Origin of the sequence: Crossiella cryophila (genome assembly GCF_014204915.1) — a bacterium.
Taxonomy (GTDB): domain Bacteria; phylum Actinomycetota; class Actinomycetes; order Mycobacteriales; family Pseudonocardiaceae; genus Crossiella; species Crossiella cryophila.
Window position 1 is genome coordinate 3,761,861 of record NZ_JACHMH010000001.1, and the last position, 16,639, is coordinate 3,778,499.

Sequence of the window (16,639 nt, forward strand, 5' to 3'; positions counted from 1 at the left end):
TAGCGTCACCCCCGGCGGCCACCGGAAGAGCGGAATCGGAAACTTTGGGGTGCCCTGACCTTCGGGTTCCCGATCAGCCCTTCGCCGTCAGCGAGGACCTGGCCAGCACGTAGGCGGCCAGCATCTGCTTGTGCTCGTCGGTGTCGATGCCGCCGAGGTGCAGGATCACCGCGCCCTTGGGCGTGGACACGGCCAGCGCGCGCTGGAACCGCTCACCGCCGTTGATCGGGTCGGGCAGCTTGTAGCTGACCTCGGCCGCGGCCAGCGGGCCCGCCGCGGTGGTGCGGATCTCCGGCTTGGTGGCCTTCTTCTCCCCGGTCATGAAGTTCTCCAGGGCCTTGCTCGCGTCCAGGGTGGACTTGCTGGTCCAGACCCGGAGGAAGCCGAGGTTGCCGGCCGGCTTGGCGTCGACCTCGCAGGCCACCAGGAAGTCGCCCTGCTTGCCCATCACGGTGGAGGTGGACTCGGCCACGGTCTTGGCCACCCAGAGCTTGCCGACCTCGAAATCGACCGGCAGCTGGCAGGCCGAGGAGACCTTGCCGCCGGACTCGGCCACCTTCACATCGTCGAACCAGGGTTCACCCGGTTTGGCGACCGCGGAAGTAGGGGCGGCGGCCGAGGAGGTCGCGGCCGAGGTGCCGGCCGAGGAGGTCGGGGCGCCCGTGCCGGCGCCCTGCCCGCTACAGCCAGTGAGCAGCAGAGCGAGCAGGGCGGCGGACGCGGACGCGCTGAAACGCACGTTCATGATCAGGTTCCCCCAGGTCAAATGGTGCTTGCCGAGGGTGACCCTAACCCGGGATCAACCGATGAGCACACTCAGAATCGCGGCCACCCCGAAGCCGACCAGGGACAGGATGGTCTCCAGCACGGTCCAGGTCTGCAGCGTCTCCTTGGTCGGGATGCCGAAGTACTTGGAGACGATCCAGAACCCGCCGTCGTTGACGTGTGAGGCGATGATGGACCCGGCCGCGATGGCCGCGCCGATCAGCGCGAGCTGCGGCTGGGAGTACCCGGCGTCCTTGAGCAGCGGCGCCACGATCCCGGCGGTGGTGACGATGGCTACCGTGGCCGAGCCCTGGGCGATCCGCAGCCCGCAGGCGATCACGTAGGACAGCACGATGAACGGCAGCCCCGCGTCGGAGAGCGTGCCCGCGAGGGCCTTGCCGACGCCGGTTGCCGAGAGCACCGCGCCGAAGAACCCGCCCGCGCCGATCACCAGCAGGATCATGCCGACCGGGCGCAGCGCGGCCCCGGTCATGTCACCGATCTCCTTGCCGGTCATGCCACGCCTGGTGCCCAGCAGCCACAGCGCCAGCAGCAGCGCGATGGTCAGTGCGATCGCCGGGTTGCCGAAGAAGGTGAGCACGTTGAGCACCTGGTTGCCCTTGGGCAGCAGCACGCTGCCGAAGGTGGCGCCCAGGATCAGCACCAGTGGCAGGCCGATGATGAAGCAGACCAGGGCGAGCGAGGGTTCGCGGCGGTCCTTGTTCTTGTCCGCGAACGCCGCGCCCGCGGCCACCAGCTCCTCGGCCACCGGGATGTTGATCCGCTTGCCGATCCAGCTGGAGTAGATCACGCCACCGATCAGCCAGGCCGGGATCGCGCAGGCCAGACCCATGATGATCAGCCAGCCCAGGTCCACCTTGAGCAGTCCGGCCAGTGCGACCGGGCCGGGGTGCGGTGGCAGGAAGGCGTGCATCACGGACAGACCGGCCAGCAGCGGCATCGCGTAGAGCACGATGGACTTGCCGCTGCGCTTGGCCGCCACGTAGACCAGCGGGGCGAGCACGAAGATGCCGATGTCGAAGAACACCGGGATGCCGAAGATCAACCCGGCCAGGCCCATGGCCAGCGGCGCGCGGTTCTCGCCGAAGAGCCCGAGCAGCTTCCGGGTGAGCACCTCGGCCCCGCCGGATGCCTCCAGGATCGCGCCGAGCAGCGTGCCCAGGCCGATGATCGCGGCGACGTGCCCGAGCACGCCGCCGAACCCGGTCTCGATCAGCGACTCCTTGGCGGCCTGCGCCGAGCCGACCAGCCTCTCGATCGACACCCCGGCCGCGAGCGCGACCAGCACGCCCGCGATCAGCAGGGCGATGAACGGCTCCACCTTGAACTTGATGATCATGGTGAGCAGCACGGCGATGCCGACCGCGGACAGCAGCAGCAGTCCTGGTGTCGACGTTTGCAGCCAGGTGAGCAAAGGGTTCTCCCCAGTGGCGGATGGAACTAACAGGTGCCGGTTGGTGTGTTGCGCACGGAACGACCGGCGAGAGCGCCGGTGTGCGTGCCGTCGTCGATCACCGGGACCCCGTTGACCACGACATGCAGGATGCCCTCCGGGCGGGTCCGCGGCGACTCGAAGGTGGCGGTGTCGCGCACCGCCGCGGCGTCGAAGAGCACCAGGTCCGCCGCGTAGCCCTCACGGACCAGGCCGCGGTCGGTCAGCCGCAGCCGCCGGGCGGCCCGGCCGGTCATGTGCGATACGCAGTCGGCCAGCCCCAGCACGCCGAGGTCGCGGACGTAGCGGGCCAGGTAGCGCGGGAAGGTGCCCCAGGCGCGCGGGTGCGGGCGGTCGCCGACCAGCAGGCCGTCGCTGCCCACGGTGTGCGCCGGGTGCCGCATGATCTCCTGCACGTTCTCCTCGTGCCCCACGTGCATCAGGCAGGAGGTGCCGAGGGATTCGGCCAGCAGGGTGTCGAAGTACAGCTCGGACGGGGCGATCCCGGCCTTGGCCGCGCTGTCCCGCACCGAGAGCCCGACCAGGTGGCCGTGCAGGTCCGGCTTGCGCACGCCGTTGATCTCGATGGTGGACCAGTCCACCGGCACGCCGTGACAGCCGTCGGAGCCGATCTCCTCCAGCTCCACCCTGATCCGCTCCCGGGTGTCCACATCGGACAGTCGGGCCAGTGCGGCGTCCAGCCCGCCCGCCGTGGCCCAGCTGGGCAGCAGCGCGGACAGGTAGGTCGCGCCGGGCAGGTAGGGGTAGGTGTCCAGGGTGATGTCGCAGCCGTCCGCGATGGCGTTGTCCACCATGGAGAGCAGCTCGCCAGCGCGGCCCTTGTTGACCGGGAAGTTCATCGTGGCGTGCGCCAGGTGCAGCGGGCAGCCGGAGCGGACCGAGACGTCGATCATCTCCGCGTACGCCTCGACCGCGCCCGCGCCGTAGCTGCGGTGGTGCGGGCTGTAGTAGCCGCCGTGCTGCCCGACCACCTCGCACAGGTCCACGAGTTCCTCGGTGCCGGCGTACATGCCGGGGGTGTAGGTGAGCCCGGAGGACATGCCCACCGCGCCCTGCGCGAGCCCCTCGGCCAGCACCGTCTTCATCCGGTCCAGCTCGGCCGCGGTGGCCGGGCGGTCGTCCCAGCCCACGCACAGCATCCGCAGCGTGCCCTGCGGCACCAGGTAGGCCGCGTTGACCGCGATCCCGGTGTCCAGGCGGTCCAGGTACTCCCCGACGCTGCGCCAGTTCCAGTCGAACCCGGCCGGGTCGTCGTTCCACCCGGCCAGCTGCTGGCGGAGCTGGCCGAGCACCGCGTCGTCGACGGGGGCGTAGGAGAGCCCGTCCTGGCCGAGGACCTCCATGGTGACGCCCTGGCAGACCTTGGCCTCGTGGTCGGGCTTGGCCAGGATCTGCAGGTCGGAGTGCGAGTGCATGTCGATGAAGCCGGGGGTGAGCACCAGGCCGTCGGCGGCGACGACCTTGCGGCCGCCCAGGGTGCCGGGATCGCCGATCTCGGCGATCCGGCCCTCGGCGACGGAAACGTCGGCCAGGCGGGGGTGCCCGCCGGTGCCGTCCACCAGTAACGCGCCGCGGTAGACCAGTTCGGCCATGGCGGAGCCGTCCTCTCAGATCAGAAGTAGGTGCGCACGAAGTCGATTACGGTCTCGCCATCGGCCGCTACCACGGGCAGCAGTTGCCACTTGTCGAAAACCGTGCACGGGTGGGACAGACCCAGCCGTACCCAGTCACCGACCTGCACCTGGTCTTCCGCCCGGAGTTCCAGGAACGCGTGCTGGTCGTTGAGCTTGGTGATGGTCGCACCCGTCAACTCGGTGTTTTCCTGACCTCGGCGGCGGAGTTGCGGCTCGGGCAGACCCTCGTCGAAGGAAAAGTCCCGTTTGCCCGAAGTGAGCAGGGCCAGCAGCGGCTCCGGCTTGGAGGTGACCTGGGCCCAGCCGTGCAGCGCGGGCCTGAGCGCGGTGGTCCCGGCGAGCCTGGCACCGGGGCCGAATGGGGTGATGCCGCGGTAGATGCCGTCGTCGTGGGTGAGGTACGCGCCGCTGCGCAGCACCGCGAGCAGCTCCGGGCCGGTCCAGGTCGGCGCGAACCCGGTGAACGCCTCGGCGACCAGATCCGGCCAGGCGCTGCCGCCCGCGGTCAGCACCACCCGCTCGGCCTCGGCGAACAATCCGTCCGAGTGCAGTTCGGCGAGCAGTCCGCACATATCGCGTAGGTAGCCGCGCACGGTGGCCGAGGCGGTGTCGACGTCGCCGTGCGCCACCGCGCCCTCGTAGCCGCCGGCCCCGGCCAGCCGCAGCACCGGGCTGGCGTGGATCGCCTCGGCCACCGCGCGCGCGGCGGCCCGGTCCCTGGCGCCGGTGCGGCCGCCGGGCGCGCCCAGCTCCACCAGCACCTCGATCGGGCGGGTCAGGCCGGCCAGGCCCTCGGTCATCAGCTCGACGCCGCGGACCGTGTCGGCCCAGCAGAGGAACTCGAAGCCGGGGTCGCTGTTGACCTGCTCGGTCAGCCAGGCCAGCGCGGCCGGGTCCACGAACTGGTTGGCCAGCAGGATCCGGCTGACCCCGAAGGCCCGGTAGACCCGGAGCTGGCTGGCGTTGGCCGCGGTGATCGCCCAGGCGCCCGCGGCCAGCTGGCGCTGGTAGAACTGCGGCGCCATCGGGGTTTTGCCGTGCGGGGCGAGCAGCAGGCCCTGCCCGGCCACCCAGTCGGCCATGGTGCGCAGGTTGTGCTCGAGGGCTTCCTCGTCGATCACCACGAGCGGCGGCAGGAAGCCGTCCCGGAACAGGTTGGGGCGGGCGGCCGCGGCCTCGGCGAGCGTCTTGCCCGCCAGCGCGTCCGGCAGGCCCTTGAACCGCCAGTCGATGCGTTCGGCGCCGATCGCGGCCACCGCGTCCTCGTCCAGACGAGCCGGTTCCACGGCTGTCCACCTTTCGTTGCGAATTATGCAACTTGGATTGCGCTATGTGATGCGTGGCTGTGTAGCATTCCGCTGAGCTGGTCGTCAACGTTGGCCGGGCCGGAGGGAACCTGAGTGGATGAGCTGAAACCCCCCGTTGATCGCGGGGCGGCCGATGTGGTGTGCCTCGGCGAGTCGATGGCCCTGTTCGTGCCCGCGGAACCGGGACCGACGCACGAGGTCACCTCCTGGACCAGGACGGTGGGCGGCGCCGAGTCCAATGTGGCCTGTCACCTGGCCCGGTTCGGCTGGCACAGCCGCTGGGTCAGCGCGCTCGGCCGGGACGCCTTCGGCCGGGCCATCCTGGACCGGCTGACCTCCTTCGGCGTGGACGTCGCCGACGTGGCCCGCGACGAGCACCGGCCGACCGGGCTCTACGTCAAGGAGGCCGACGCCAACGGCAGCACCGTGCGCTACTTCCGGCGCGGCTCAGCCGCCTCCGGCATGGGCCCGGAGTTACTCGAGGGCCTCGGCCTGGACCGCACCGCGCTGATCCACCTCTCCGGCATCACCGCCGCGCTCTCGGAGAGCTGCCTGGCCCTGGTGACCGCGATCCTGGACCCGTGGCGCGGCGACCGGCTGGTCTCCTTCGACCTCAACTGGCGCCCGGCGTTGTGGCGCAACAAGGACACCGCGGTACTGGCCGAACTGGCCAACAAGGCCGACATCGTGCTGGTCGGCTCGGACGAGGCCGAGGCGCTGTGGGGGATCGGCGATCCCCTCGCCCTGCGCGAACTCCTGCCCGAACCACGCACGCTGGTGGTCAAGCAGGCCGAGCACGGCGCGACCATGGTGGAGAACGGGCAGAGCTGGTTCCAGCCCGCGCTCAAGGTCGACGTGGTCGAACCGGTCGGCGCCGGCGACGCCTTCGCCGCGGGCTTCCTGTCCTCCACTTTGGACGGTGAGGATCCGGTGACCCGGTTGCGGCGCGGGCATCTCTGCGCGGTCGGCTCGCTGCTCACCCGCGACGACGTGGGCGAGCCGGTGGCCGCCGAGCTGGTCGAGCGGCTGCTCGCCGCCGACGACGAGACCTGGGCGAACACCCACTTCAGCGCCGGGACGCGAGCATGAGCCAGAGCCTGGACCGCGCGCTGACCATCCTCACCGAACTGGCCGGCGGGCACCGCACCCTGGACGAGCTGGCCGCCGTGCTGGACGTGCACAAGTCCACCGCGCTGCGCCTGCTGCGCACCCTGGAGGCGCGCCGGTTCGTGCAGCGCGAGGACGTCCGGCACTACCGGCTGGGCACCACGCTGTTCGACCTGGCCAACCGCGCGCTGGAGGAACGCGATGTGCGGCGCACCGTCGAGCCCGCGCTGCGCGAGCTGAACGCGAGCACCGGGCACACCGTGCACCTGGCCAGTTACGAGGGCGGCGAGGTGATCTACATCGACAAGTACGACAGCCGCCACCAGGTCCGGATGTACTCCAGGGTCGGCAAGAGCGCGCCGCTGCACTGCACCGCGGTGGCCAAGCTGCTGCTGTCCGCGCTGCCCGAGCGGGAGCAGCGCCGGATCGTGGAGGGCATGAGTTTTCCCCGGCTCACCGCGAACACCATCACCGATGCCACCGCGTACCAGGCCGAACTGCGCAAGGTCAGGGCCCAGGGCTACGCGGTGGACCGCTCCGAGCACGAGGACTTCATCCACTGCATCGGCGCGCCGATCCTGGGCGCCCGCGGCGAGGTGCTGGCCGCGGTATCGATGTCGGTGCCGAAGATGTTGCTTGACTACGAGGGCCTGATGGCGCTGCTGCCCGAGCTGCGCGCCGCGGCCAGGACCGCCTCCGTGGCCTGCGGCTGGCGGCCCGAGAACACCTGATCCACCTGAAATTCCCGGCAGACACGAGCAGAAGAGGTAAGCACGGCGATGGCCAAGACCGAGATCCGCACCGCGAACGCGCCCACCCCGGTGGCCAACTTCTCCCAGGGGGTCCGCAAGGGCAACATCCTCCAGGTCGCGGGCCAGGTCGCGTTCGACCCGGCCACCGGCGCGATCGTCGGCGACACCGTGGCCGAGCAGACCCGGCAGACGCTGAAGAACGTGGCCGCGGTGCTGGAGGCCGGCGGCGCGAGCTTCGACGACGTGGTGATGTTCCGGGTGTTCCTCACCGACACCGGCCACTTCGGCGAGATGAACGCGGTCTACAACGAGATCATCAACTCCGGCCCGTTCTCCGGCCGCACCACCGTCTACGTCGGCCTGCCCGCCGGCCTGCTGGTGGAGATCGACGCGCTGGCCGTCCTCGGGGACTGATCACCGACGGTGACTGAACCTCGCGCCACTGCTCCAAGGGATACCGCGTCCGTTACCAACGCGTGATATCCGTCCCCTGGTGGAGTGGCGCGGGATTGAGTCCCCGGCGGAACTGGGTTTGGTTGGGAGAGCAGGCGTTCCACCAGCTCTGGAGGTTCACGTCATGGCACAGCGATCCCGCGTCGCCGGGTTCCTGACCGCCCTTGTCCTCGCCCTCGGCGGATCGGTGGCCCTCGCCGCCCCCGCCAGTGCGGACAGCTACGACTGCTACCGCTACCTCAATCTGCGCTACCACGGCATTGACGATGAGCACGACCTCGCCTGCGAGTACGGCGAACGCGGCCGCTACGAACTCTGCGTCGATCTGCTGGACGACAGCGGCATCTTCCGCAGACACGCCTACGAAGCCTGCGAGCGCGCCGACTGGTGACCCTGTCCGACTGATCCCGATCCGGGATACAAGGAGGGGGTGAAGCTCTACGCCGACCACCAGTCCCGCCGCACGGCCCAACTGCTGGCCGACCTCGGCGCCCTGTTGATCATCGCAGTCAGCATCTGGCTGGCCCTGGATCTCTACGACCTGGTCAGCAAACTACGAGCGCCCGGCGTCGAGCTGGTCGAGGCGGGCGGTTCGCTCCGCGAGCTGTCCGCCTCGGCCGCGGCTCAGGCCGGGCGGTTGCCGTTGGTGGGCGATGAGCTGGCGGCGGCACTGGGCCGGGGCTCGGCGGTGGCCGATCGGCTGGTGGACGCGGGGAACAAGCAGATGTCCGCGGTGGATTCGACCGCGCTGTGGCTGAGCGTGCTGCTGGTTCTGGTGCCGGTGTCGCTGCTGTTGGTGTCGTGGCTGCCGTTGCGGATGAGGTTCGTCCGGCAGGCGACGGCGGCCCGGCGGCTGACGCGGCTGGGGGAGGCGCAGGTGGATCTGCTGGCGTTGCGGGGGTTGGCGAATCTGCCGTTGCACACGCTGGCGAAGCCGGGGGTGGATCTGGTGGGGGCGTGGCGGTCGGGGGATCGGGAGGCGGTTGAGTTGCTTGCGCGGGCGGAGTTGCGGCGGCTGGGGTTGCGACTGGAGACGGGGAAGAGTGAACGCTGAGGACTTGGCCGAGCTGCCGGAGTGGATGTACCCACCGCGCGCCGAGGGCTGGCACGCCGACGACCTGGACCACCTGCCGGACGCGCCCAAGCACCTCGAACTGATCGACGGGGCGCTGGTGTTCCGTCTGGTGCCCCAGACGGTCTGGCACAGCGCGGTGGTCTCCGGACTCACGCTCGCCCTCGCGACCCAGGCGCCGCCCGGCATCACGGCCGTTCACGGCATGACCATCCGGGTGGACCGGCACAACCGACCGGAAGCCGACATCCTCGTGCACGCGACACCGCCGGATCCCGACCGCACCTGGTTCCGGCCGACGGATGTGCTGCTGGTGGTCGAGGTCGTGTTGCCGGAGTCAGCGCACCGGGATCGCACGGTCAAGCTGCGCAAGTACGCGGAGGCTGGGATCCCGCACTACTGGATCGTGGACAAGGAAGGTTCGGCGCCGGTCGTGCACGCGTACGAGCTGGACAGGCAGACCGGCGCCTACGTCCCGGTCGGCAGCTTCTGCGGCACTCTGGAGCGACCGGTGCCCTTCCCGATCGTCGTGGACCTGGAGGAACTGCTCGCGTAGCTCGACCGGATGAAATACAGGTGGTGCTGCCATTTCGCCGCTGGGTGGCAAAAAGCTGGCTGGGATTAAGACTGGAGCGGGAAAAGTTGGACCTCGACGACCTGAACACCCTGCCTGACTGGATGCGTCTGCCACGTGCCGAGGGCTGGTACGCGGACGACCTCGACAATCTCCCCGAGGCGCCAGCGCACACCGAACTGATCGACGGGGTCCTGGTGTTCCGCCTGGTGCCCCAGACCATCTGGCACAGTCGGATGATCTCCGAACTCCGGGAGGCCCTCGCCGCACAGGCACCGCCCGGCATCGAGGCCGACAGCGGAATGACCATCCGGCTGGACCTGCGCAACCGCCCGGAAGCCGACATCGTCGTGAACACCGCGCCGTTCGACCCCGAACTCACCTGGTTCGCACCGGCGGATGTGCGGCTGGTGGTCGAGGTCGTGTTGCCGGAGTCAGCGCACCGGGATCGGACGGTCAAGCTACGCAAGTACGCCGAGGCGGGCATTCCGCACTACTGGATCGTCGACAAGGAAGGTTCGGCTCCGGTCGTGCACGTGTACGCGCTGGACGGGCCGACCGGCGCCTACGCTCCGGCCGGCATCTTCCGCGGCACCCTGGATCGCCCGGTTCCGTTCCCGATCGCCCTGGATCTGGACGCCCTGCGTCAGTAAACCGGCCCCGTGTACTTCTCCCCCGGCCCCTGCCCCGGCTCATCCGGCACCACCGAAGCCTCCCGGAACGCCTTCTGCAACGCCTGCAGCCCATCCCGCAGCGGCGCCGCGTGCACCCCCAGGTACTCCACCGACGCCGTGATCAACCCGGCCAGCGCGGTGATCAGCCGGCGCGCCTCGTCCAGGTCGAGCCGGTCGCTTTCGGCTGGGTCGGGGTCGGCCAGGCCGAGTTTCTCGGCGGCGGCGGACATCAGCATCACGGCGGCGCGGCTGATGACCTCGATGCTGGGGACGTCGGAGAGGTCGCGGATGGGGTCGGGGCCCTCGATTGGGTGGGACGTGCTCACCCCTGGTACGATTCCACGAGCGACCAGCCCCTGCGCACGTGGGGGCGGCAAGTGGAGCCCCGCTCCCACCCGAGTCACCGCTTGAGGTGTCCGGGTCCGGTCAGGTAGTCGACCCAGGTCAGACTACCCGTGCGCGATCCTCGCCGGTGACGGCGGGTGATCGCGAGATCGGAGATGGGCGGGCCCCGCGCGGAACAATGCGCCGGGGCCTGTCGTTATGTCGGGGTTCTTCCTGTCGCGGTGCGCGAGAGCTACCGCCAAACCGAGGAGGCCCCATCAGCTCCGAAACACGCATCAACGACCGCATCCGGGTGCCCGAGGTCCGTCTGGTCGGACCCGCGGGTGAGCAGGTCGGCATCGTCCGCATCGAGGACGCGCTGCGACTTGCCGAGGAAGCGGACCTCGACCTCGTCGAGGTCGCCCCACAGGCACGACCGCCGGTCTGCAAGCTCATGGACTACGGCAAGTTCAAGTACGAGAGCGCGCAGAAGGCCCGCGAGTCCCGTCGCAACCAGCAGATGACGGTCATCAAGGAGCAGAAGCTCCGGCCGAAGATCGACTCTCACGATTACGACACGAAGAAGGGACACATCGTCCGCTTCCTCAACCAGGGACACAAGGTCAAGGTGACCATCATGTTCCGTGGTCGTGAGCAGTCCCGGCCCGAGCTGGGCTACCGCCTGCTGCAGCGCCTCGCGGAGGACGTCGCCGATCTGGGTGTCGTTGAGTCCAGCCCCAAGCAGGACGGCCGGAACATGATCATGGTTCTGGCTCCGCACAAGAACGTGAAGCCGCGTACCGCCACCAAGGACGCGGAGACCGAGCAGGACGTGGCGGCGGAGTAACTCCCCGCGTACTGCGAGCAGTGCGGGCACCCTCGCCCGTGCCGCGGGCCGGTTCCCCGGTGGGAACCGGCTGACCCCGCGCCGCCCCTGTGGCAGCGCAAGCACCCCGAACGAGGACGGACATGCCCAAGCAGAAGACCCACAAAGGGACCTCGAAGCGCATCAAGGTGACCGGCAGCGGCAAGCTGATGCGGGAGAAGACGGGTCGCCGCCACAAGCTGGAGCGCAAGAGCTCCACGCTGACCCGTCGCCTTGAGGGTGCCGAGGTCGTCTCCAAGAACGACGCTCCGCGCCTCAAGCGCCTGCTCGGCCTCTGAGCTGGCCACCCCAGACCGACTTTTCCACCTGAGACCGACCCACTCCGGTCTCACTTGATTGACAGGATGTACCCGTGGCACGCGTCAAGCGGGCAGTGAACGCCCAGAAGAAGCGCCGTACGATTCTGGAGCAGGCCAGCGGCTACCGCGGCCAGCGCTCGCGGATGTACCGCAAGGCGAAGGAGCAGGTGCTCCACTCGCTCAACTACGCCTACCGGGACCGCCGTGCCCGCAAGGGTGACTTCCGCAAGCTCTGGATCACCCGCATCAACGCGGCCGCCCGCGCGAACGGGATCACCTACAACCGCTTCATCCAGGGCCTGAACCTGGCTGGGGTCGAGGTGGACCGCAAGATCCTGGCCGAACTGGCCGTCAGCGACGCGGCGGCCTTCGAGGCGCTCGTCGTGGTCGCGCGCGAGGCTCTGCCCGCCGACCGGAACGCGCCGGCCTCCTGAGCCGCCAGCAGGCGAACAGCACCAGCAGCACCCGGCCCGGGGCCGTCCTGACCGAACGGACGCCCCGGGTCGCTGCTGCTCGCCAGCTGACCCGCCGCCAGGGCAGGGACCGGGCCGACCGGTTCCTCGCCGAGGGCGCGCAGGCCGTGCGCGAGGCACTGGCCTGGGCGGCCGCCGGACGTGGCCAGGTGCACGAGCTGTTCGTCACCGAGGTCGCGGCCGGCCGCAACCAGGACCTCCTGCACGCCGCGGGCGCCGCCCGGATCCGGATCAGCGAGATCACCGACCGGGCCGCCGAGGGCCTGTCCGAAACGGTCACCCCGCAGGGCGTCATCGCCGTCTGCGACCAGGTCGAGGTGTCCTTGGCCGACGCACTGGCCGGTAGCCCGAAGCTGGTCGCGGTGCTCGTCGGCATCGCCGACCCCGGCAACGCGGGCACCGTGGTCCGGGTCGCCGACGCGGCCGGCGCGGACGCGGTGATCTTCGCGGGCGACACCGTGGACGTGCACAACGGCAAGTGCGTGCGTGCCTCCACCGGCAGTGTCTTCCACCTGCCCATCGCCCGATCCCGGGACACCACAACGGTTCTCCAGGCATGCGCGGAGGCGGGCCTGCGCCTGGTCGCCGCCGACGGCAACACCGACGCCGACCTGGACGCCGCCGACGACCGCGGCGAACTGGCCACCCCCACCGCCTGGCTGTTCGGCAGCGAGGCGCACGGCGTGCCAGCCGAGGTGCTGGCCGCCGCCGACTCCGTGCTCAAGGTGCCCATCCACGGCGCCGCGGAGAGCCTCAACCTGGCCACCGCCGCCGCGGTCTGCCTCTACGCCAGCGCCCGCGCCCAGCGCCGCGCCGCCCGGTAGCCGGGCGTACGCCGGGAACCGCTGGGCGATCGTTTGCCGCCGATCGGTAGTTCTGCGCCGCCGGTCACTGTTCGAGCCCGGTGTTTTCGGGAGTATGAAACGGGAAACCCTGCCCCCGACTGGAGGCTGTCCCGATGCCGGTGCCCCTCGGCGACCTGTCCGACCTGCCCGCCACCACCCGGATGCTGCTCGCCGCCGACGGCTCGACCACCGCACTGCTGGAAGCCCTGCTCCGCGCGCCGCTGACCGCGGTAGTGGACCGGCAGGAGACGCACACCGCGAACTCGGTGCCCGCGCCGCTGCGGGAGATGCTGCGCACCGCGCGCGGTGGCGGGTACGTGCACCGGCACAGCAGGCTGCTCACCCCGACCGAGCAGGTGGTCAGCATCAACCTGGTGCTGTTGCCGCGGCAGGAGGCGGACGCGTTGATCCCGCCGGGACAGCGGCCGCTGGGGCGGCATCTCACCGGCAATCGGCTGGCCGCCGGACGGGAGGCGCTTGGCCGGTTCACCGCGCACTGGCCGCCGCGATCCGGGCTGGAACCTTGTGTGGGCAAGGACTATCTCATCCACCTGCGCTCCGGCGCGCGCATCTACGTCCGCGAGCTGTTCAACCCGTGCCTGGTCGCGCCTAGGTGAGCGAGCAGCGGGCCACCGAGCTGGCGTGCCACCGCCACACGCCTGGACTGTCCTGGCGCATGCTGTGCCAGTACCGGTAGTTGTGCGTGACCCAGTACGGCTGGGTGCCGAGCATGTACTTGGTGACGCTGGTCTTGGCGCCGATCAGCTGGCGTTCCACGATCTTGCCGTCGACGATCTCGGCGTAGTTCCCTGGCGAGGTGCAGGCCGGCTGGCCGTCGGAGACCACCGGGGTCAGGGTCGACGGGATCGGGTTGACGAAGGTGCTGCAGATGAGCTGGAAGGCGGAGTCGAACCGGTATTCGACGCTGCTGGTGCCGACGTGGATCTTTTCCATCAGCCAGTAGTGCACCGGGGTGCCGCTGGCACTTTTGCCGATGAAGCCGTGGCCCCAGCCGGTGCCCCCGGTGACCGGTGGCGGCGTGCTGAAACTCCGTTGGGCGCAACGCCAGTCCTCGGCGGCCCGCGCGGTCGGGGCGGGCGCCGCGGTGAGCGCGGTGAGTGCCAGGGCGACGGCCATGGCCAGGTTGAGGAAACGTCTCATGTGCGGCCCCCTCTGCGGAATTCGCTGAATTCAGGGTAGGCCGTGATCATGAATTCCGGATTGGTGCATTCGGTCGCAGGAATTCGGTCAAAGGCGGGCCAGCAACTCCTGCGCCAGCGGATCCCGTTCCACCGTGCGGTGCTGTTCGGTGAGCGCGTCGCTGAGTGCCTTGAGCACCCCGGCCACATCGGCGTGCGGGGCGTCCTCGGGCAGCAGCGCCGCGGCCCGCCTGGCCTCGCTCTCGCTGAGTCGCGGATCGCCCTGCAGCAGGTGGATCTGGGCGGAGCGGTTGACCAGGTAGACCTGCCACAGCACGTCGCCGAGCCGGACCGCGAGCCGTTCCGCCTCGGCGTTGTCGGTCAGTGATTCGGCGTAGCGGCCGTGCAGGGCCAGCACGAAGGCGCGGCCCGCGATGAGTTCGGCGTGCAGTTCCTCATCGGCGTCCACGGCCAGTTCGGTGGCGCGGGTGAGCGCGGCCAGTGCGGCTTCCTGGTCCTGGGCGCCGATGGAGTTGGCCAGCCGCAACAACATCCGGGCGGCGGCCTCGGCCCGGCCCGCGGTGCAGAGGATCTCCGCGGACTCCCAGTAGGCGGCGCGGGTGGGTTCGACCCGTTCCAGGTTGGTGTAGGCGGCGGCCAGGTTGGCCAGCACCTGGGCCCGGTGCAGGCGGTTCTCCGGCGGCACCAGGTCCAGCGCGGCCAGCAGGTGTTCCTCGGCGGCCTCGTGTTCGCCGAGCACGCCGCAGACCGCGCCGAGGCGGTGCCGCACCGGCAACTCGGTGCTGCGCTGCTCCTTGCCCTCCACCAGCCGCAGCGCCTCCTCCAGGGTCTCCGCGGCCTCCACGTACCGGTCGAGTTCCAGGTAGGCGCCGCTGAGCAGGAAGCAGGCCTGTGCGGTGGCGGTGGCGCCCAGGTGGCGGCGGCAGGCGGCGACCGCGTCCACCAGGTCGGGCAGCCGGTCCACCTCCAGGTCCAGTTCGACCAGCACCGCGGCCTGTTCCAGCAGCGCCTCGGCGGTCCACGGGCCGTCCGCGGCGGTGGCGAAGGCGGCCAGTTCGCCGTAGGCGGCCACGGTGTCCTCGTGCTCGCCCAGGTCCTTGCACAGCCGGGCGCGGGCCAGCAGCGCGCTGAACCGGTCGGCGGGGGAGCTGTCGATGGTCAGCGTGGTGGTCAGGGCGTCCAGCGCGGCGGTCTGGTCGCCGCCGAGCATGAACTGCTCGGCCTCGCGCACCGCGAGCCGGGTGGCCAGCCGCCGGGCCCGCACCGCGACCAGGTCCCTGGCCGCGTCGAGCTGGGTGGCGGCGGGTTCGCTCAGGCCGCGTTCCTGGCACACCTCGGCCAGCACCAGCCGGGCGCCGACCTCCAGTTCCGGATCGCCCAGCAGCACCGCGTCCCGCACCGCCTGCTCGGCCACCGCACCGGCCCGGTGGTCGGCGTGCGCACGCAGTTCCAGCATGGCCAGCCCGCACCGGTGCCGCACCGCCAGCTCGTGCTCGCCCAGCTTCGCGAACGCCTCCACGGTCTCGGCGAAGACCGTGCGCGCCTCGGCCGGTTGCGGCCGGGTCTCGAACATCCGCCGGGCGCGTACCCGCAGCGCCAGCACCTCGGGCAGCTCGACCGAGCGCGGTAACGAGGTCAGCAGCCGGTGCCCGGTGACGAAGTCGCCGGCGTCGAAGGCGTCCACCGCGGCCGCGGCCACCGTGCGCGGATCCTCCGGCGGCGCCACCGGTTCGGCCACCTCGGCTGGCGGCAGCGCCAGGGTCACCCGCGATCCGTCGGGTTGTTCGAGGAACTCGGCCAGCCTGCGCATCAGCCACACCGCGCCGTTGCGCCGGTCGAATGCCTCGGCCAGGGCGCCCGCCTCGGCCACCAGTTCGGCCCGCAGCACGCCGGCGGCCACCCGGCGCGGTCCGGCCGAGACCGGGCGGGCCGGGTCGATCCGGCCGAGCACCAGCGCCGCCGCGCCGAGGAAACCCAGGCGCGCCAACGGGTTCGGTAATTCGGTGAGCAGGCTCGCGTGCCGTTCGACCAGCTCAAGGCCGCGTTCGGCGTTGCCGGTGACGGCCAGGAACTCCAGGTTCGCCGCCAGTGCCGCGCCGTCGCCCGGCCGGTCCCGCAACCGGCGGTAGGCCATCAGGTGCGCCTGCCGCGCCCTGGCCGGTTCGCCTGCCAGCAGGAACGCGCCGAGCAGGCTGCTGAGCACCCCTGCCGGTTGCATCGAGCAGGCGCTTTCCTGACGCAGCACCGGATCGGCGTGCGCCAGCGCCTCGGCGAACCGCCCGTGCCCGACCAGGAACTCCACCTGCGCGCCGACCACACAGGCCGCGCAGTCGCTGAGCTGGTCGCCTGGACTGCCGAGCCAGGCCGGGAACAGCTCCTCGGCCTCGGCGTGCCCGCGCTGGTCGGCCAGCCGCACCCGCAGGCCGAGCACCGGCTGCGGCGAGGCGCCCTCGCGCTGGAACCGGGCGGCCAGCTCGTCCAGTGCCGCCTGCACCTGGGTCAGGCTGAACCGGGGGTCCGAGATGAGCCCGTTGACCACCCACTTGTGCATCCACCGGAGCTGGTGCAGCGCGGCCGCGTCGAAGGCGGCGGGCTCGCGCCGTTCGGCGGCCACCGCCCAGGCGAAGGGGGCCAGCATCAGGTCGGAGCGGCGCAGCTCGTGGCAGAGCCGGATCATCGCCAGCCGCACGCGTAGCCCCAGCCGCACGTCCCTGGCCGCGTCGGCCCCGCGCGCGGCCCGCTCCAGGGCCTCGTAGCGCGGTAACCCGGCCGGCATGTGCTCGGCGGTGGCCAGCATCCGGGCCGGCGCCTGCTCCTCGGTCACCCCAGTCCTCTCGATG

General features: G+C 70.8%; 19 protein-coding genes. 12 read left to right on the forward strand and 7 right to left on the reverse strand.

What is annotated here, in order from left to right; translation table 11 throughout:
• Nucleotides 1-73: 73 nt before the first annotated feature.
• From HNR67_RS16945 to HNR67_RS16960, 4 genes are read right to left on the reverse strand one after another with little or no spacing between them, the layout of a single operon-like run.
• Nucleotides 74-745, reverse strand: coding sequence for a lipoprotein (locus HNR67_RS16945; protein ID WP_185003223.1), 672 nt, complete (start codon nucleotides 743-745; stop codon nucleotides 74-76).
• Between the two features lie 54 nt (nucleotides 746-799).
• Nucleotides 800-2,200 (reverse strand): GntP family permease, encoded by a 1,401-nt coding sequence (locus HNR67_RS16950; protein WP_185003224.1) that lies wholly within the window; start codon nucleotides 2,198-2,200, stop codon nucleotides 800-802.
• Nucleotides 2,201-2,226: 26 nt separating this feature from the next.
• Nucleotides 2,227-3,831: an N-acyl-D-amino-acid deacylase family protein gene (locus HNR67_RS16955; RefSeq protein ID WP_185003226.1), complete on the reverse strand. Its 1,605-nt coding sequence runs from the start codon at nucleotides 3,829-3,831 to the stop codon at nucleotides 2,227-2,229.
• Nucleotides 3,832-3,851: 20 nt separating this feature from the next.
• Nucleotides 3,852-5,159: an alanine racemase gene (locus tag HNR67_RS16960; protein ID WP_185003228.1), complete on the reverse strand. Its 1,308-nt coding sequence runs from the start codon at nucleotides 5,157-5,159 to the stop codon at nucleotides 3,852-3,854.
• Between the two features lie 123 nt (nucleotides 5,160-5,282).
• Between HNR67_RS16960 and HNR67_RS16965 the strand changes: the two genes are divergently transcribed.
• From HNR67_RS16965 to HNR67_RS16995, 7 genes are all read left to right on the forward strand, one after another.
• Nucleotides 5,283-6,269, forward strand: a complete 987-nt coding sequence (locus HNR67_RS16965; protein WP_281403394.1) for a sugar kinase — start codon at nucleotides 5,283-5,285, stop codon at nucleotides 6,267-6,269.
• The gene (locus tag HNR67_RS16970; protein ID WP_185003230.1) at nucleotides 6,266-7,018 is read left to right on the forward strand and encodes an IclR family transcriptional regulator; all 753 of its coding nucleotides are present in this window, start codon (nucleotides 6,266-6,268) and stop codon (nucleotides 7,016-7,018) included. Before HNR67_RS16965 ends, HNR67_RS16970 begins: the two co-directional genes overlap by 4 nt.
• Nucleotides 7,019-7,066: 48 nt before the next feature.
• On the forward strand, nucleotides 7,067-7,453 hold the full coding sequence (locus HNR67_RS16975; RefSeq protein WP_185003232.1) for a RidA family protein: 387 nt from the start codon (nucleotides 7,067-7,069) through the stop codon (nucleotides 7,451-7,453).
• Nucleotides 7,454-7,616: 163 nt separating this feature from the next.
• On the forward strand, nucleotides 7,617-7,883 hold the full coding sequence (locus tag HNR67_RS16980) for a hypothetical protein (RefSeq protein ID WP_185003233.1): 267 nt from the start codon (nucleotides 7,617-7,619) through the stop codon (nucleotides 7,881-7,883).
• A gap of 39 nt (nucleotides 7,884-7,922) precedes the next feature.
• Entirely contained in the window at nucleotides 7,923-8,546 is a 624-nt protein-coding gene (locus HNR67_RS16985; RefSeq protein ID WP_185003235.1) for a hypothetical protein, read from the forward strand.
• Nucleotides 8,536-9,120 (forward strand): Uma2 family endonuclease, encoded by a 585-nt coding sequence (locus HNR67_RS16990; RefSeq protein WP_221489933.1) that lies wholly within the window; start codon nucleotides 8,536-8,538, stop codon nucleotides 9,118-9,120. The genes HNR67_RS16985 and HNR67_RS16990 overlap by 11 nt, the downstream gene beginning before the upstream one ends.
• A 122-nt stretch (nucleotides 9,121-9,242) precedes the next feature.
• Entirely contained in the window at nucleotides 9,243-9,791 is a 549-nt protein-coding gene (locus HNR67_RS16995) for a Uma2 family endonuclease (RefSeq protein WP_221489934.1), read from the forward strand.
• Here the strand turns inward: HNR67_RS16995 and HNR67_RS17000 are convergent.
• Entirely contained in the window at nucleotides 9,785-10,138 is a 354-nt protein-coding gene (locus HNR67_RS17000; protein WP_185003237.1) for a DUF1844 domain-containing protein, read from the reverse strand. The two genes, HNR67_RS16995 and HNR67_RS17000, sit on opposite strands and share 7 nt — an antisense overlap.
• Before the next feature lie 197 nt (nucleotides 10,139-10,335).
• Here HNR67_RS17000 and infC point away from each other — a divergent pair, with 197 nt between their 5' ends.
• The 5 genes from infC (at nucleotide 10,336) to HNR67_RS17025 (ending at nucleotide 13,256) form a co-directional block, all read left to right on the forward strand.
• Nucleotides 10,336-10,983 carry a translation initiation factor IF-3 gene (gene infC / locus HNR67_RS17005; RefSeq protein WP_185003239.1) on the forward strand — a complete coding sequence of 216 codons (648 nt, stop codon included), beginning with the start codon at nucleotides 10,336-10,338 and terminating at the stop codon, nucleotides 10,981-10,983.
• Nucleotides 10,984-11,105: 122 nt separating this feature from the next.
• Nucleotides 11,106-11,300 carry a 50S ribosomal protein L35 gene (gene rpmI / locus HNR67_RS17010; protein WP_185003240.1) on the forward strand — a complete coding sequence of 65 codons (195 nt, stop codon included), beginning with the start codon at nucleotides 11,106-11,108 and terminating at the stop codon, nucleotides 11,298-11,300.
• 74 nt (nucleotides 11,301-11,374) lie between these two features.
• Nucleotides 11,375-11,755 (forward strand): 50S ribosomal protein L20, encoded by a 381-nt coding sequence (gene rplT, locus HNR67_RS17015; RefSeq protein ID WP_185003242.1) that lies wholly within the window; start codon nucleotides 11,375-11,377, stop codon nucleotides 11,753-11,755.
• Complete coding sequence (locus tag HNR67_RS17020) at nucleotides 11,752-12,618, forward strand: TrmH family RNA methyltransferase (RefSeq protein ID WP_185010749.1); 867 nt, start codon at nucleotides 11,752-11,754, stop codon at nucleotides 12,616-12,618. Before rplT ends, HNR67_RS17020 begins: the two co-directional genes overlap by 4 nt.
• Before the next feature lie 134 nt (nucleotides 12,619-12,752).
• Nucleotides 12,753-13,256: a hypothetical protein gene (locus HNR67_RS17025; protein ID WP_185003244.1), complete on the forward strand. Its 504-nt coding sequence runs from the start codon at nucleotides 12,753-12,755 to the stop codon at nucleotides 13,254-13,256.
• Here HNR67_RS17025 and HNR67_RS17030 read toward each other — a convergent pair.
• Together HNR67_RS17030 and HNR67_RS17035 are read right to left on the reverse strand one after the other, a co-directional pair.
• Complete coding sequence (locus HNR67_RS17030) at nucleotides 13,249-13,800, reverse strand: hypothetical protein (RefSeq protein WP_185003246.1); 552 nt, start codon at nucleotides 13,798-13,800, stop codon at nucleotides 13,249-13,251. The two genes, HNR67_RS17025 and HNR67_RS17030, sit on opposite strands and share 8 nt — an antisense overlap.
• A gap of 87 nt (nucleotides 13,801-13,887) precedes the next feature.
• A complete protein-coding gene (locus HNR67_RS17035) occupies nucleotides 13,888-16,623 on the reverse strand; it encodes a hypothetical protein (protein WP_185003247.1) in 2,736 nt (911 codons plus the stop codon).
• Nucleotides 16,624-16,639: the final 16 nt, after the last annotated feature.